Annotated in this window: 15 protein-coding genes and 1 pseudogene; 4 read left to right on the top strand and 12 right to left on the bottom strand. The window is 53.1% G+C overall.

The genetic code is table 11. The features are described from left to right. Positions 1 to 308: 308 nt before the first annotated feature. Together GSQ82_RS03745 and GSQ82_RS03740 are read left to right on the top strand one after the other, a co-directional pair. On the top strand, positions 309 to 1,448 hold the full coding sequence (locus GSQ82_RS03745) for a fatty acid desaturase (RefSeq protein ID WP_158790678.1): 1,140 nt from the start codon (positions 309 to 311) through the stop codon (positions 1,446 to 1,448). Positions 1,449 to 1,553: 105 nt separating this feature from the next. After that, on the top strand, positions 1,554 to 2,936 hold the full coding sequence (locus tag GSQ82_RS03740; RefSeq protein ID WP_158790677.1) for a cytochrome P450: 1,383 nt from the start codon (positions 1,554 to 1,556) through the stop codon (positions 2,934 to 2,936). An 838-nt stretch (positions 2,937 to 3,774) separates the two neighbouring features. Here GSQ82_RS03740 and GSQ82_RS03735 read toward each other — a convergent pair. Next, a complete protein-coding gene (locus GSQ82_RS03735; protein ID WP_158790676.1) occupies positions 3,775 to 5,226 on the bottom strand; it encodes an ATP-binding protein in 1,452 nt (483 codons plus the stop codon). A gap of 366 nt (positions 5,227 to 5,592) precedes the next feature. Between GSQ82_RS03735 and GSQ82_RS25535 the strand changes: the two genes are divergently transcribed. Beyond that, on the top strand, positions 5,593 to 6,087 hold the full coding sequence (locus GSQ82_RS25535) for an alpha/beta fold hydrolase (protein ID WP_216847010.1): 495 nt from the start codon (positions 5,593 to 5,595) through the stop codon (positions 6,085 to 6,087). After that, positions 6,036 to 6,362, top strand: coding sequence for a hypothetical protein (locus GSQ82_RS24675; RefSeq protein ID WP_216847028.1), 327 nt, complete (start codon positions 6,036 to 6,038; stop codon positions 6,360 to 6,362). Before GSQ82_RS25535 ends, GSQ82_RS24675 begins: the two co-directional genes overlap by 52 nt. A gap of 228 nt (positions 6,363 to 6,590) precedes the next feature. Here the strand turns inward: GSQ82_RS24675 and GSQ82_RS03725 are convergent, their stop codons facing one another. The 11 genes and pseudogenes from GSQ82_RS03725 to GSQ82_RS03690 all read right to left on the bottom strand — a co-directional run bounded on the left by GSQ82_RS03725 (position 6,591) and on the right by GSQ82_RS03690 (position 14,412). Next, a complete protein-coding gene (locus tag GSQ82_RS03725) occupies positions 6,591 to 8,354 on the bottom strand; it encodes an MOSC and FAD-binding oxidoreductase domain-containing protein (RefSeq protein ID WP_158790675.1) in 1,764 nt (587 codons plus the stop codon). Between the two features lie 23 nt (positions 8,355 to 8,377). Continuing rightward, a complete protein-coding gene (locus tag GSQ82_RS24910; protein ID WP_256370054.1) occupies positions 8,378 to 8,755 on the bottom strand; it encodes a hypothetical protein in 378 nt (125 codons plus the stop codon). A gap of 14 nt (positions 8,756 to 8,769) precedes the next feature. Then, positions 8,770 to 9,021, bottom strand: a complete 252-nt coding sequence (locus GSQ82_RS24905; RefSeq protein ID WP_254061404.1) for an FAD-dependent oxidoreductase — start codon at positions 9,019 to 9,021, stop codon at positions 8,770 to 8,772. A gap of 55 nt (positions 9,022 to 9,076) precedes the next feature. Continuing rightward, positions 9,077 to 9,805, bottom strand: a pseudogene (locus GSQ82_RS24900) (FAD-dependent oxidoreductase); the annotation flags it as partial. A gap of 101 nt (positions 9,806 to 9,906) precedes the next feature. Next, positions 9,907 to 10,464: a DUF417 family protein gene (locus GSQ82_RS03715; RefSeq protein WP_158790674.1), complete on the bottom strand. Its 558-nt coding sequence runs from the start codon at positions 10,462 to 10,464 to the stop codon at positions 9,907 to 9,909. A gap of 276 nt (positions 10,465 to 10,740) precedes the next feature. Then, positions 10,741 to 10,947 carry an RNA polymerase sigma factor gene (locus GSQ82_RS24895; protein ID WP_254061454.1) on the bottom strand — a complete coding sequence of 69 codons (207 nt, stop codon included), beginning with the start codon at positions 10,945 to 10,947 and terminating at the stop codon, positions 10,741 to 10,743. Between the two features lie 103 nt (positions 10,948 to 11,050). Then, positions 11,051 to 11,428 (bottom strand): sigma factor, encoded by a 378-nt coding sequence (locus tag GSQ82_RS24890; RefSeq protein ID WP_254061403.1) that lies wholly within the window; start codon positions 11,426 to 11,428, stop codon positions 11,051 to 11,053. A gap of 8 nt (positions 11,429 to 11,436) precedes the next feature. Beyond that, positions 11,437 to 11,712 carry a hypothetical protein gene (locus GSQ82_RS03705; RefSeq protein ID WP_158790673.1) on the bottom strand — a complete coding sequence of 92 codons (276 nt, stop codon included), beginning with the start codon at positions 11,710 to 11,712 and terminating at the stop codon, positions 11,437 to 11,439. An 18-nt stretch (positions 11,713 to 11,730) separates the two neighbouring features. Beyond that, the gene (locus GSQ82_RS03700; protein ID WP_158790672.1) at positions 11,731 to 12,507 is read right to left on the bottom strand and encodes an SDR family oxidoreductase; all 777 of its coding nucleotides are present in this window, start codon (positions 12,505 to 12,507) and stop codon (positions 11,731 to 11,733) included. A gap of 54 nt (positions 12,508 to 12,561) precedes the next feature. Next, positions 12,562 to 13,392 carry an alpha/beta hydrolase gene (locus GSQ82_RS03695; protein ID WP_254061402.1) on the bottom strand — a complete coding sequence of 277 codons (831 nt, stop codon included), beginning with the start codon at positions 13,390 to 13,392 and terminating at the stop codon, positions 12,562 to 12,564. Positions 13,393 to 13,491: 99 nt separating this feature from the next. Then, positions 13,492 to 14,412: an alpha/beta fold hydrolase gene (locus GSQ82_RS03690; RefSeq protein ID WP_158790671.1), complete on the bottom strand. Its 921-nt coding sequence runs from the start codon at positions 14,410 to 14,412 to the stop codon at positions 13,492 to 13,494. Between the last annotated feature and the right edge of the window lie 230 nt (positions 14,413 to 14,642).

The following is a 14,642-nucleotide window of genomic DNA, read 5'->3' as shown; positions in this document are numbered from 1 at the left end:
GGCAAATCTTATGGCGACCGAATAGATAGGGCGACGAAGCCCTGAGGGGCTGTCCATCACCCCATTCAAACGCGATCCATCGGGTTATGGTAGCAGAGCCGATAAGCAATGCAACGCGTCTTCGCTCACAGAATGCGGTGCGGAGCCTTCATTTGGTGGATATCCTTGATTATCCTTAAGTCTTCGCGGTACCATGAGTTTGCAACGCTGCGGGTGGCAGGGTCATACGATCTCACCCCTGGCGTCGGTCATCGACTCTGCCGGCCAGGATGCTCCGGACAGGCTTGAAATGATTTGCGGAGGCACCAGTGACGTCCGGGACCGAAGTGGTGATCACTCTCATTCAGGATACAGATAGTATCGCACCACCCGAAGGTTCGTCGTGGCAGCCGATCGGCGACCCGGCAAGTGCCTCTTCCTTCCCGAAGGTCTTACGACGACGCCTCGATAAATTCTTCGTCGATGGCAATATTTCCCCCAAAGCCGACCGCACGATGTGGGTCAAGATCGCTGTGGGTCTCGCAGTGCTGGCGGGCAGTTGGGCTGTTATCTACGCACTTAGGCTGGATTCGTGGAAGTTTGTTGCCTTTTATCTTTTAGGCGGCCTAGCCCAGACATTTCTTCTGCTGAACATCGCCCACGACAGCAATCACAACGCCATCTCGTCTGTGCCGTCCGTAAATAAAACCCTGAACTATGTCTTCGATATCTGCGGAATCAACTCGTATATGTGGCGAATCCTCCATCATCGAGGCCACCACTCCTGCATCAATCTCCACGGCGAAGACGATGCGCTCACAGGTCGCGGCATCTTTCGATTTACACCTCATGAGCCCCGTGCAGGGTGGCACCGCTTCCAGCACATCTATGCACTGTTTTTTTACGCGATGTTTTCGCTCGACTATGTCTTCGTAAGGGACTTTGAGGCCTTTTTCTTTCCAACCCACGACTATCTGAAACGCACCAGGCATCCGGCTCGAGAGTACGCCATCCTCTTCGCAGGAAAGGCTTTCTACCTCGCCTACATGCTTATTTTGCCGGTGATGCTGCTAGGGAGATCGCCTTTACTGGTTGCTGGGGCGTTCGTGATCGTCCATTTGATCGTCGGTTTGACAGTATCGCTGGTATTCCAGACCACGCACACGATCGACAGTACGTACTTCCCCTCGAGCCGTAACGAGTTCGACAATAGCGTGTATCACATCTTTGCGACTACGGCCGACTATGCGACCAGCAACCCGGTCGTGGGCTGGCTTACGGGCGGCCTCAACCATCACATCGCACATCACCTGTGCCCTTTTGTGTGCCACACTCACTACGCTCCGCTGACCCGGATTGTGCAGGAGACTGCCGACGAGTTCGGAGTTCCCTATCGACAACATCCGACCATGACGCGTGCGATCTGGCATCATCTGATACTTTTGAAACAATTAGGAAGTGAAACCTAATTTTGAGCGTTTCGTACTTTACTTATGGCTACCCCAACAGCTTCAGCCGGACCACATGAAACTCCTCATAGTTCTAGCGAAGCTCCCGGAGACCGAGGTGTAACGTTGTCCACACCTATACCCGCCGTCTCCCGATTTCGATCTTTTGCCGATTCGCGCGCGATGGTAAGCAATCCCGTGCAGGTGTTATCAAAGTACACCGAGCTCTTCGGCGACACGTTTCGTTTCTATTTGGGCGGCCTCAAAGAGGCCATCGTTACCACCAATCCAACGGTCATTCAGCACGTGTTGAAGACCAATGCAGAAAACTACCAGAAATCCGAAATTCAAGTAAAGCGAATGGGCCACTTCCTGGGCAAAGGTCTCCTTACCACCCACGGTGAAGCTTGGCGCACCCAGCGACGCCTCATCCAAAAGGGTTTCGACCGAAAGCAACTTGAGGCTCTGTCAGCGATTATGCAGGACTCCCTCGTCGAGTCACTGCGTGATTTCGATCGACAACTCGGTGCCGACCCCGTCGATATCTACCCTCACCTGATGAAGATGACCTTCGCGATGGTCGCCCGTTCCCTCTTTGGCGCCAAGCTAAAAGACGAAGACATCGACGTCGTAAGCCAAACCATCTGCACCGTTCAGGAATTTATCGTTCGGCAGACCCTTCAGCCTTATCTGAATCCATGGTTTGAAGTGTCAGGCGAACTGCGCAGACATGAAGAGATGCGAGCCCGCGCGGACAACATTCTTATGAATTACATCAAGATGCGTCGCCAGCAAGCGCCCGGTCACGATCTGTTGCAGACCTTGATGGACGCCCGTTACAGTAACGGCGAAGGCATGAGTGATGAGCTGGTCCTCAGCGAGAGCATGCAACTTCTGGTCGCTGGCCATGAAACATCATCGAATGGTCTATCGTGGCTTCTCTATATTCTGAGCACGCAGCCGGATTGCCTCGAAAGAATACGGCAGGAGTTCGATTCCGTAATGGGTGACGAACCTCTGAGCCACGCGCACATGCCCAGACTTGAATTCACCACGCAAGTGATTCAGGAGGGGCTCCGTCTCTATCCACCGTTTTGGATGATCGACCGCATGGCAGTAGCGGACGACCGAATAGGTGACATTGTCATACCCCAAGGTTCGACGGTCATCGTTTACGTGTACGGCGCGCACCATGCTCCGAGCCATTGGCAAAGTCCGGAGAGTTTTGACCCGGAGCGTTTTATCAAAGGGAGCGAGAAGCTGCGCACACCCTTCACCTATCTGCCCTTCGGAGGCGGACCCCGGGTTTGTATCGGCAATCACTATGCGATGCTGCAGATCCTCATGATTCTAAGCAATCTACTCAGGAGCTACGATTTTCAGCTGACTCCAGGTCAGACGATCGAAGCGCGTCCGATGGTCATCCTGCGACCGAAGCATGGAATCCGCATGACCTTCACCAAGGCAGCCGCACGCGACGTCAGCAGACTATCCGATTCTTTACCATAGCGAAAGTTTTTCTCTAGGCGAGCACGGTGACGCGAGTTCCTCCGGCTAGGAGGTTGATTACTTCAACATCTACAACCCCTATGCGCGTGAAGATTGATGCCTGTGCTATCGGCAAGCAGAGGACTAACGTTGCGAATAGCTGCCTTGTACTGCTTTGCCTCTTTGCGTGCGTGCGATTATAAGGATTCAGATATGCATAGACCGCGACGCGCGAGCGCAAGAGTCAACAGCAGAGAAATCGATTTTGGCAAACATCGCGAGTTGCGACAAAGCGATTCCCATGCGACCGAGGCGGTCTTCCTGAGCAGCAGAGAGGCATTCCACGAGCGCACTTACTGAAAGCTGACCTACGCGACACTTCTGTCGTTCGATCTTGTAACGCTGATCCGCGATGTAATCACACTGTTTCAACGCCTTCACCACCAGCACTCAGCTTGGGCAAACGGGTAACGCGGCCGTCGGTTCCCTGGAAGCATAGTATGCTTTGGATCTCGGCTCTGATCATCACCGCTCTATCGGTCGTGTTTGATGCGACTCATCCTTTGATGTCGAGCATCCGGCATCGCTCGACCCGAAACACAGAGAACAAATCACGGGACTCGCAACCTTTGCGAACTTCGTTGGAATGGCGATCGGCGCTCTTGTATTCGCTGTCTGATGGTTCCGTATTTCAGTACCGTTCTGGTCTGCTTCGCATGTATCGAGTTCTGCGTTGACGCCCTTGTACTTCACGCTTTCGTACGGGAGCTCCAACTGCCATATAACAGGCGAAAAGCCATCTGGGTTTGCACCTCTCTTTGCGACTGTAGCACCCATAAATGCGCCGTAACGCGATGCGTTAGTAGATTTCTACCCGATCCAGCGGCAGTCGGACGTGAAAAGTTGTGCCTTGGGCGGATGTATCAAACGACACCGCGCCGAAGTGCTTTGCTACAACCCGTTGGACAGTATCAAGCCCAAGCCCTAATCCTCCACCAAATGGCTTGGTCGTGAAGAATGGCTCGAACACGCGATCCTGACATTCCTTCGGAATTCCGTGGCCGTCATCCTCAACTTCGACGAGAAATGTCTTGCCCTGCAGTTTCACCGATAGCGTAAGGGTCCCTTTATCCCCAATGGCGTCGAGACTATTTTCAATCAAGGCCGAGAATGCTTGATTCAACTCGCTCCCAAAGCCCTGGAACAAGGGCAGCTCCGGTGCGACATTCTTCTTGATGATCAGGCCCTTCAGGCGCGGTTGGAACATCATCAGGACGTTGTCTAAAGCACTCGGGATATCGATTTCCTGAAGAGGTTGGCGATCCATGTAGGAATAATCCTTCACTGCGGCGACGATTCGAAAGATCCGTTCGCTTGCCTGAATGACTGAAGCAATGGATGCATCCCGACTCACTGTCGCCAGAAGGTCGCGCAACGCAATCGTCTGAAGATCAAGTGGAATCGGAGCCAAGAAATCCTGAAGCTGAGAGATCGACACTTCAGCCTCCGCGAGGACAGGTGCTAATTTCCACGCCTCTTCGAAGCCCTTGTCTTGCAACCAATCGCACAGCGCTTCTTCCAGTTCACCAGTGAGCATTACAGTGCTGGAACGAGATCCTGAACCGACTCTCGATCGAATTGCATCCAGCCCCTCAAGATAAAGATCAAGAGCCGTATGGTCTGCCAATCTCAAGCCAAGTTGATACCGCACATCGCTTTTAACGAGCGCCGAATGCTGGCCCAGCGCGAGCGTCGCACTCCGTGCGGCGCTCGCCGGATTGTTCAATTCGTGCGCCAGATTTCCGGCAAGTTTACTGAGCGCCGAGATCTTGCCTATCTGTTCTTCAGCCCTTGTGTACTCTCTGTTACGGTCGATCAGAACCCGAACCATGCGTTCCGTCATCGATGGAATCGCACTTAACAATGCCGGAAACTGGCTTTCGTGAAGTTCGAGAAGCCAAACATTGCTTGAAGCCCGGCCATCAGCGTTCCAAGCCTGAATACGAGAAAAAGGGGTCTTCCCGGTGATTCGTCCCGTCCTGCCTGTGAGTACCGAGACAGAGCTCGAGGTGTGACGTTTGATCACGACCTCGCCAGCGAGAACGAAGATGAGATGATGTGGTGGTGATCCCTGGCTGAAAATTAGCTCTCCATTCTGGGCAGATCGCTCAGTGCCAGAATCCGCAATCCATAGCAGTTCTTCCAGAGTCAGGCCCTTCAACTCCTCTATTGAGTTGAGTGCGGCCACTCGTTGTTCACTATTGGAAGGGCAATGAAATTCCGTTGTAGCTGAAGATGAAGGATTCATCATCTGGTCCTCGCAATGACATAGTAAGACTGCTTTTTAAGCATTGCACGTGGATGTCCGGACCGGGACTCTTTCGAAATTCTACTAGTTCAACCCCACAGAGATTCGATGCGATGGCGGTTGCAACGAAAAACTGCCAGTGCTGGCTATCCGTCACAGATCTGTCACCAGCGGCATTAATCTTTTATTTCCATTAGCAAGCCATCTTGCGAAGTCAGAACAACTTATCTCAACAATCTCCACACGAATGATGCCATCTGTTTTTGGCATGACGCTTGCAATAAGTAAGGGGTTCTACAGCGCTTAATAGTAGGCGCCGCGATAGTGAGAGAAATAGTCATTACCAGCAGGAACAATGGAGAGCGTCGTATGTTTCTTAACACACTCAAAGGGGCGTCTCTTGGTGTCCTATTGACGAGCCCACTCGCCAAGCTCGTGCATGCGCAACGCCCGATGGAAACTGGAGCAACTTCAGCCGATCGGAGTTCTTTCGAGATGTCTCAGGTTGAGGTCGCAGGAAATACGATATTCGTACGTCGCTATGGGAGCGGGCCGGCTATTTTGTTGGTACACGGCTTTCCACGCACCAGCCTAATGTGGCGGTTCCTTGCGCCGAAACTTGCAGAGAACCATACCGTAATATGCGTAGACTTACGCGCCTATGGCCGTAGCGGGATACCGGCTTCTACGAACGATCACTTCCCTTATTCAAAGCGCGCAATGGCTAAGGAATTGGTCGACGTGATGGTGAAACTCGGATTTCCGACTTTCACGTTAATTGGGCACGATCGTGGAGGCGCGTCTCCTACCGTATGGCCCTGGACCATCCGAAGAATGTGGAGCGTCTCGCTGTACTCGATGTAATTCCAATTCTCGAATCTTGGAGCCGATCCGATGCGCGCTTTGCTCGGACCTACTGGCCTTGGGTTTTACTGGCACAGCAGCAGCCTCTTCCGGAAAGATATCTGCTTGGGGCACCCGAGGCTGTCTTCGATAACCCCTTTGGACACGGCACCTTTGGCTCAGAGATTCTCGAAGAATATCTTTTAGCGTTTCGCGATCCAGCTCGTATTCACGGCATCTGTGAGGAGTATCGAGCCGCAGCGACGATCGATGTTGAACATGATCGCGTCGACTAGGAAGCATCGAGGCAAACCGAATGCCCAATGCTGCATCTCTGGGCTGAGGGTGGCCCACTAGATACCTTCTATGCAAAAGACGGAGGATCGCTGGGCATTTGGAGACAATGGACTCCGCATGCGCAAGGACAATCGATAAAGGGTGGCCACTTCTTTCCGGAAGACAACCCTGACGACACTCTGGTTGCCGTAAAGCGGTTTCTTTCCGCTTAGTTCTTTCTGTGAGGATCATAAGTCTAAATTGACTTGCGATTCAGGCGTCGAGCAGCAAATCAACACATTGCCTGCCGCTGGCTGGTCCAGCGGCTCGGGAGTGTAGTTCAGCCTGCCGTCCAGGATTCCGCACTCGCAAATATGACAGACACCGGTGCGACAGGACCATTTCACCGGCACGTCACAAGCTTCAGCAAATTCCAACAGGCTCCGGAAACGGTTGTCCCACGGCACCGCAAGACCACTGCGAGTGAAGGACACGATAGGTCCATCCCCTTGAGAACCAATTGGCGGATGCGGAATTCTGCCCTCCGCTTTCGCCATCCCCGCCTCGGTGGAGTTTGCCGGTCCGAATACCTCCTGATGCACCGCGTCTGGCGGAATCCTCAAAGAAGTCAGATCACGACGCATATCCGCGAGAAACTCCGTCGGACCGCACAAATAGAATTCGGCTTCGGTGGGGATCCCGAGTCGTTGCAAGTTCGCGAGGTCAAGGTGTCCGTCAATGTCGAAGCCCTCGCCGAGACTATCTGTCAATTCCGGTTTACTATATGCGATTGCCGAGTGATTTCCAGGAATTTCGGCCAGAAGTTTTCGCGCTTCCTCAGCGAAAGCGTGCTCTTTTGCATTCCGTGCGGCATGAATCCACCATACTTCCCGACGCTGTTCGACCTCAGCCGTTGCAAGGGTATACAGCATGGAGAGAAGCGGAGTGATGCCAATACCTGCGCTCAACAGCACGACAGGGCGAACACCAGATCGCAACACGAAATCGCCGCGCGGAGCACTGATCTCGAATGAATCGCCGATCTGTGTCGCATCCACCAGATAGCGGCTCCCTGGGCCCGTCCCGCGCTTGACACTGATGCGATAGGAGCCCGAACTTGAAGAGCCTGAGATGGAGTGGCTGCGGACGATGGGATGTGAACTCTTGTCGGGGACCAGCCGCAACACGAGATACTGACCGGGGAGCGCAGGAGGGAGAGGCGGCCCATCGACCGCCACGAACACGATTGACGTCACTTCGCTCGTCTCCCGATGAACCGATGCCACCCTGAGCCTTCGGAAGCCGTTCCATGCGGGCGGGGGCGAAATGGACGGTGTTAGTCCTGCGTTTCCGGTATGGACTCCCCTTTTGTCTGCCTTGAGCAACTCCTCCAGAGAGCCTTTCCATCCCGGACTCAGTGCAGGAATGGATGCTGCAATCGCGATTCGGCTGGGGTCGTGGTTCGGAAGATACAACAAAGAATCGATTTCAGCGACTGAGATTTTTCCTGGCCCGTCAGCGATCTTTAGAATTTCGTCTTCGGCACCCACTTCTCCCTCTTCGATTACGCGGCAATAGAACCCGGGCCTCCGATGTGAAACGAGGAGAGCAGGCATCTGAAGGTTATTCATTCGAATTCCGAGCCGATAGCAAGTAACGCGGGGCTGCGTCACCTCAAATACCGCACTGCCGATTCTGTACCGGTCTCCGACGCAGACCTCATCGTCCGCCAGACCATCCACAGTGAAATTCTCTCCAAACTGTCCGAACTCAAAGCCTTTCTGGCCGAGTTCGCGCTCCCAATACCGATAGGCCTGGATCTGATAGACCATCACGGCACGCTGTTCGCCGCCATGACCTTGAAGATCTGCCTGGCCATCGCCATCAAGATTCAATCGTCGAGCAATAACGCGATGAGGTAAGGAACGCTTTAAAATCGCGGTACGAACAAGTTTGCCCTGCCATTCAATTTCTCGTGGAAGACCGACATTGACGGACAGTAGTTTGGGCACTGAATTCTCGATTGGACGATTCACTATTCTTTATCTGTAATCCCGCAGTGTCTATTGAGATACGCCAGCGAAAACAGAGCGGTCAACCCCTCTGGAATCGTCGGATGGGCGAGGATCGCCTCGCGAAGAGTGGTATATGGCATTCGGCCGAGCATCGCAATTTGTACGCATCCCATGATCTCGCCTGCGCCCACGCCAAACGCCGCGAACCCGAGAATGCGATCGCTATCACGCTCCACCATGCACTTCAAGAATCCGCGCGTTTCCATAAGACTGCGTGCCCGTAATACTGCCGCCATCGGGATTTTAAAAAGATGATAGCCAATCCCCTGAGCCTTCGCCTCCTTTTCCGTCATTCCAACGCGCGCGTACTTAGGATCCGTGAAGAGACAGAAGGGCACTTGTCGACCGATCGTCACATGGTTTCCACCGGCAGATTATCACGGACCACCCGGAAATCATCCTCGCTGATGTGCGTAAATTGCCGGCTTCCCGCCACCTCGCCCACCGCCCATATGCCAGGCGCGGTCGTTTCCAGGCGGTCGTTTACTTTGATATATCCCCGCTCTGTCAGTTCCACTCCAGTGAGTTCGAGTCCGATGTCCTTTGTATTCGGTACGCGCCCGCTCGCGACTAAAAGATGAGTACCGTCGAACGAATTCGCCACACCGTTCTGCTCGATCGCGACACGAACAGACCCACCTGATAACTCCTGAGACGCTTTTCACGCTGGCGTTCAAAACGAACTCGATGCCTTCGTCCTGAAACAGCTGCTGCAGACCCTCGGTGACGTCGTCGTCTTCATGGTGAATTACGCGATGATTACGGTCTATGACCGTGACTTTACTGCCGAACCGGCGCATCGCCTGTGCTAACTCCAGGCCGACGTACCCGGCTCCGAGAATGATCAGGTGCTCGGGCACAACATCAAGTTCCAGGGCCTCGACGTGAGTCATCGGCTGCGCTGCTGCCAGCCCAGGAATGTTCTCGATAAGCGCGTGCGTCCCTGTGCCGATCACTATATTCTTGCCACTCAGCAACCGCTTCGTTCCATCCGGCAGAGTCGCCTCAAGTATCTTTGCCCCCACAAACTGCCCGGATGCCATGATTAGCTCCGCCCCACTTTGCCTGTAGAGCGCGAGATGTGTATCTACCAGTTCCTGGACCATTTTTCGCTTTCGATCTCTCACGACGGGCATATTGACGCGGAAGTTGTCGATGCTGATTCCAAACGTCTCGCTGCGCCGAACGTAGTCCGCGATCTGAGCCGTATGAATGACATTCTTACTGGGAAGACATGCAATGTTAGGGCAGGCTCCCCCAACATACCTGCGTTCCACCACCGCAACCTTCTGGCCTTGTCCTGCAAAAGTCCAAGCCAGAAGTTTCGAGCCCGCGCCGCTGCCGAGGATGAGTAGATCGTAAACTTCCGGCTGTCGCTGAAAGTCCATTTGTGCAGTTCTCCTTTTGAGTGATCCGCTAGAGAATCTCAACTTCTCGCCCGTGCCAAAGAACTTACGATGCGGACCTTGACCTCAATCTGTTTTGTCTCCTAGCTCCTGTTTTCGGCAAGGATAGCTTTCCTGCCAAAATAGCTAATGAGGTAAAACGACACCCCGAGTGATATAACATCCTTGAAAAGGAACAGGCCAACAAAGCTCATGTATCTCATGTACTTGATCCCCTGAACGGCAATAATCGCGCCCGGGGTAGTTATGACCATAGTGCTGGTTATAAAGAACATGAGCGTGGTAATGAGCCCACCCAAGATACCGGCTTTGGGCCTGAAATAGCCTGCGATAATCAATATCGCGGCTGTGAATTCGGTAAGTCCGATGATATCGGAGCCAACATAAGGGCCAAATAATTTGAAGTGCCACCAGATCAATGGACTGTTGGAGATTAGGGGTACTATCCCTTCGGCTCCTGGAGCAGTCAGCTTATAAGACCCAGCCCAGAGGAGCATAACAATCATGCCAAGACTGGTGACTAGGAAAGGGACGTTACGATCGTTTATCCATGCAGCCAATTTGGTTAAACTGCTTTTGGCGTCTCTTGAGAGCTCTTGTTTCTCCGCATTAGCAACACTTCCTGACGAATCCAGACTCATAATTACCTTTCCTTGCGATGGCTGAAGATGTTGCGTATACGACCCGCCGATGGGTCCCATCTAATACACCATCTGATGCCCGACTGATGCAGAATAGGACGCTGCCAACGTATGCCAGTAGGGTTTATGCAACCGGAATTCCAAACTCAGCACCTATTCTGTGAAGACACCTTATCCAGCTAAGCTCTTTCTACTCTGCGGGATCGCTTTGCGACATCAAAATTATCTCAATTGCCGACTGACGAAGTTGCGACGGATTTCCGACAGTGACGGATATCAGTGGCTAGGTTCGTCGCGGTGGGCGGATGCGCTGCTGGTTACGTTCAATTTGGGTACTAGGAACCTTTGCAGTAACATTCGCGCCCGGTCCAAGCTCCCCTTTACTAACGAGGCCTTGATGTTCAGAATCTGCGCTATGTCGCTTACATTGAACTCTTCTACATCGTGTAGAAGAAATACTTGCTGTTGAACGTCCCCAAGCATCTCAACTGCTTGCCGGAGTAAGCCCCTAATTTCCTCGCGCTCAATTATCTCGCAAGGGAGTTCTCGCCAACCTCGCAAGAGTATTGGAGTGACAGGAATCTCTTCACTCTGGGGCTTCAAAAGAAGCGATCTGGATGGGTGTCTGCCGCCTTGGCCTGCTTCTCGCCTCGTTTAGCGCAATGCTGATAAGCCATGCATTGAACCCCGAATCGCCCTGGAAAGCCCAGAGGTTTCGATAGGCCTTGACGAACGTTTCCCGTGCGACATCCTCGGCATCCTTCACGTTTTTCATGCAGGAGAGCGACATGATGTAGACACTACGCTCATAAGGACGAATCAACTGATGATAGAGTTGAGCGTCCCCAGCCAAAATAGCGGCTATCAGCTCTAATTCCTTTTCCTTTTGAACGTTGACATTCATTATTTTGACGCCGTCTCCCGCACCTTCTGAATGGCTTCGACGCACCAAATCTTCCATCATCCCCGTTGCTACTGCGCCGGACTCTCGACCCGAGTTGCCCATGGGGGGACGAACAAAATGGCTGAGGTATGCGGGATCAGCATCTTGGTGACAATCGTCTTGATCTCATCGAGGTTCTGATCCAAGGCATTCGCACGACCATCTGCAACGAGCATTTTCTTTAGCGAGCTTCTCTGATCTACTGCAAACAACAGCGATAACCCACTTTCGTTAGAGACCTTAGACATGCCCGCATATTTTCCATTTGTAACTATCATCGTGTAATCCCCTTCAGCCAGATGCAACGCAAAGCATCTAACAGGCTAGATGCCCTTGATTTCGCCGCCGTCCATTCGCACAGACGATCCTGTCATCCACTTCGCAGCGGGTGACACTATATAGGCCAACAGGTCGGCAATCTCTTCCGGTTTGCCGAAACGAGTGATGCCTGCTTCTTCAGGAAACTTTTTAATAGCTTCTTCTACTGTGAGGTTGTGTGCGGGCCCCCACTTTTGGAAAAAGGATTGCCTTCGTCCTGTCATGACTGCGCCTGGGACAACGCTATTAACCTGCACTCCGTCCTTGATGCCTTGCTCTGCGAACGCTTTTGCCAGCGCTATGATCGCAGCGTTGATCGCAGCAACAGCAGCGAAGCCTGGTTTCGGATCGAGAGCGGCGCTTCCGGAAATCAGCACGACGGAGCCATTTGAAGCCTTCAATGCATCCCAGGCCTGCATAGTAAGGCGGCGCGCACCGTGGAACTTCAGCGCAGCACCATCGTCCCATTGCGCATCAGTCATTTCGAACAGGTCAATCTGGGGTACGGCACCGGCTATGTTCAGCAAAGCATCGATCCGGCCGAAACGCTCGAGTGTGCCTTTCACCAGAACTTCTGCTGCCCTAGCCTCGCGGAGGTCCAGAGCAAACACAAGTGATTCGGCGCCGGCAGCGTTAACTTCTGCAGCGGTTTTCTGCAACTCGTCCTGATTTCTCGCGGCCAGCACGATAGACGAGAAATCTCGTGCTAAGCGCAGTGCGGTAGCGCGGCCGATGCCCTGGCTCGCGCCGGTGACGATGGCGACAGATCTTTTCGCGGTCATATAATTACCCTCTTCTACATGCTTTGGTAAGGATTGAGATTCGTTATGCAAACGCTATTTTGAAAGCGTTTCGTGTGCTGCCTCAAGGATCACTTTGATGACGGCCGGGGGATCCGAGATCATCGGAGAGTGATCCGCAGGAACCGAATGAATCTTTGCGTGCATACGATTCGCCATGAAAAGCTGGGTCTTCTGACTGATCATGCGATCTTCTTCTGCGACCAAAAACCACGACGGCTTGGTCTTCCATGCCGGTGTTGGTGCCAGTTCCTGAATGCACTTAACGCCAAGTGGCCGTTGCGTAGCCGCAGCAATCTTTGATTCATCGGCGGAAGCCTTATGGGTAAGCGCTCGGGGAAACGCGTCGTCCGGCAGCCATACAAAGCCATGGGAATCAGGAACCATCTTCGGTGCTTTCGGAGAATTGGGGTTGAGATAAAACACTTTGGCTACGGTCTCACCCTCATCCGGCGCGAGCGCCGTGATATAAACCAAAGACTTCACCCGGTCTTCCCGCACCGCAGCGATCACGGCGCCTGAATAGGCATGTCCCACCAGAACCACTGGGCCGGTGGTTCGTTCCAATACCTGACTTAGCGCAATAGTGTCGTTAGTTAGGGATGTGAGCGGAAGCGGCGCGCAGATGACTTGAAGACCGCGGCGTTCTAGAGGCAGAATAACGTTGCGCCAACACGAACCGTCCGCCCACGCCGCATGCACCAAAACGATAGTTGAGTTCGGAGGAAACTGGCTCGTCCCGGAGCTATGGGAACTCGTGGCTTTTGTGGTGCTTTGCGCCTGCGCAAATTCGCCGAGAGACCCGTTGAGCAGAACACCCAGGGATGTACCTGTGAGTGCACCTAAAAAATTACGACGTTCCATCATTTTCTCCTCGTTCCAAATAAAGTGCCTGCAATAATCCGCAGGCACGAGTTCAATGAACCAACACGACCATGCCGCTTTGAGTAGAAGGGATTGCTACCTCTACCGCAGGCCGATGACTCCATTCGCCCCAAGGAACTCCTTCATCGCAGCAGCGATCTCCACAAAGTGTGTCTCAATGGCAAAGTGGCCTGTGTCGAGGAAGCGGACCTGCGCATTGGGAATGTCCTTACGGAACGCTTCTGCTCCGGCGGGGATGAAGAAGGGGTCGTTCTTACCCCAAATAGCAAGCAAAGGTGGTTTCGACTGACGGAAGTACTCCTGAAACTTCGGGTAGAGTTTCAAGTTGGACGCATAATCGAGAAACAGATCAAGCTGGATATCTTTGTTTCCGAGACGTTCCAGCAAAGCCGCATCCAGTGTGTACGACTCTGGCGCAACCACTTCCGGATTCGATACTCCAAAGGTGTACTGCCAGCGAGTCCCTTCGAAGTTCAGAATATTTTTGCGAATTACTTCTCTGTTTTCTGCCGTTGGCTGAGCCCAATATGTTCTGATCGGTCCCCACGCATCGCCAAGACCCTCTTCGTAGGCATTGCCGTTCTGTGAGACGATGGTCGTCACTCTTTCCGGATGGCGTATCGCCAGACGTAGGCCCGTCGGGGCTCCGTAATCAAACACATAGATCGCATAGCTCTTGAGGCCGAGCGCCTCAGTAAAGGCATCAATCGTGCCGGCCAATGCGTCGAACGTATACGTGTATTTCCGTTCTTCCGGCACCTCCGTGAATCCAAATCCAGGAAGATCAGGCGCGATCACGCGGTACTGATCGGCGAGACGGGTAATGAGGTTGCGGAACATGAACGACGAGCTGGGAAATCCGTGCAGCAGGAGGACCACAGGTGCCTCTGAGTTGCCGGCTGAGCGGTAAAAGACATGAACACCATCAACTTCTATCTTATGAACCGATGTCAAAGGGATGGATCCCGCACTGTTTGCTCGTTCCGATTGCACTTGAGTCATGACAAGTTCTCCTTACTTGGCCGATCTGGTTATGTATAGATAATGTCTCGATAGGCGCCCCGCCAATATCCTGGGGCTGCCCATCACCGTGAAGCAAAAATGGTTTTCACATGACCGACGGCAATCACTTTCCGCAGTGTGACGCAGTTGAGTCATCCGGCTCGAAATTCCTCCTGTACTCAAAAACATTCGCTGACGTCCGAGGGATGTTGACGAGCTTGCATTGCAAG

The sequence above is a fragment of the Granulicella sp. L60 genome (assembly GCF_009765825.1).
Lineage (GTDB): Bacteria > Acidobacteriota > Terriglobia > Terriglobales > Acidobacteriaceae > Edaphobacter.
The sequence above is the reverse complement of the archived record's forward strand: the minus strand, read 5'-3'. Positions and strand labels throughout refer to the sequence as shown.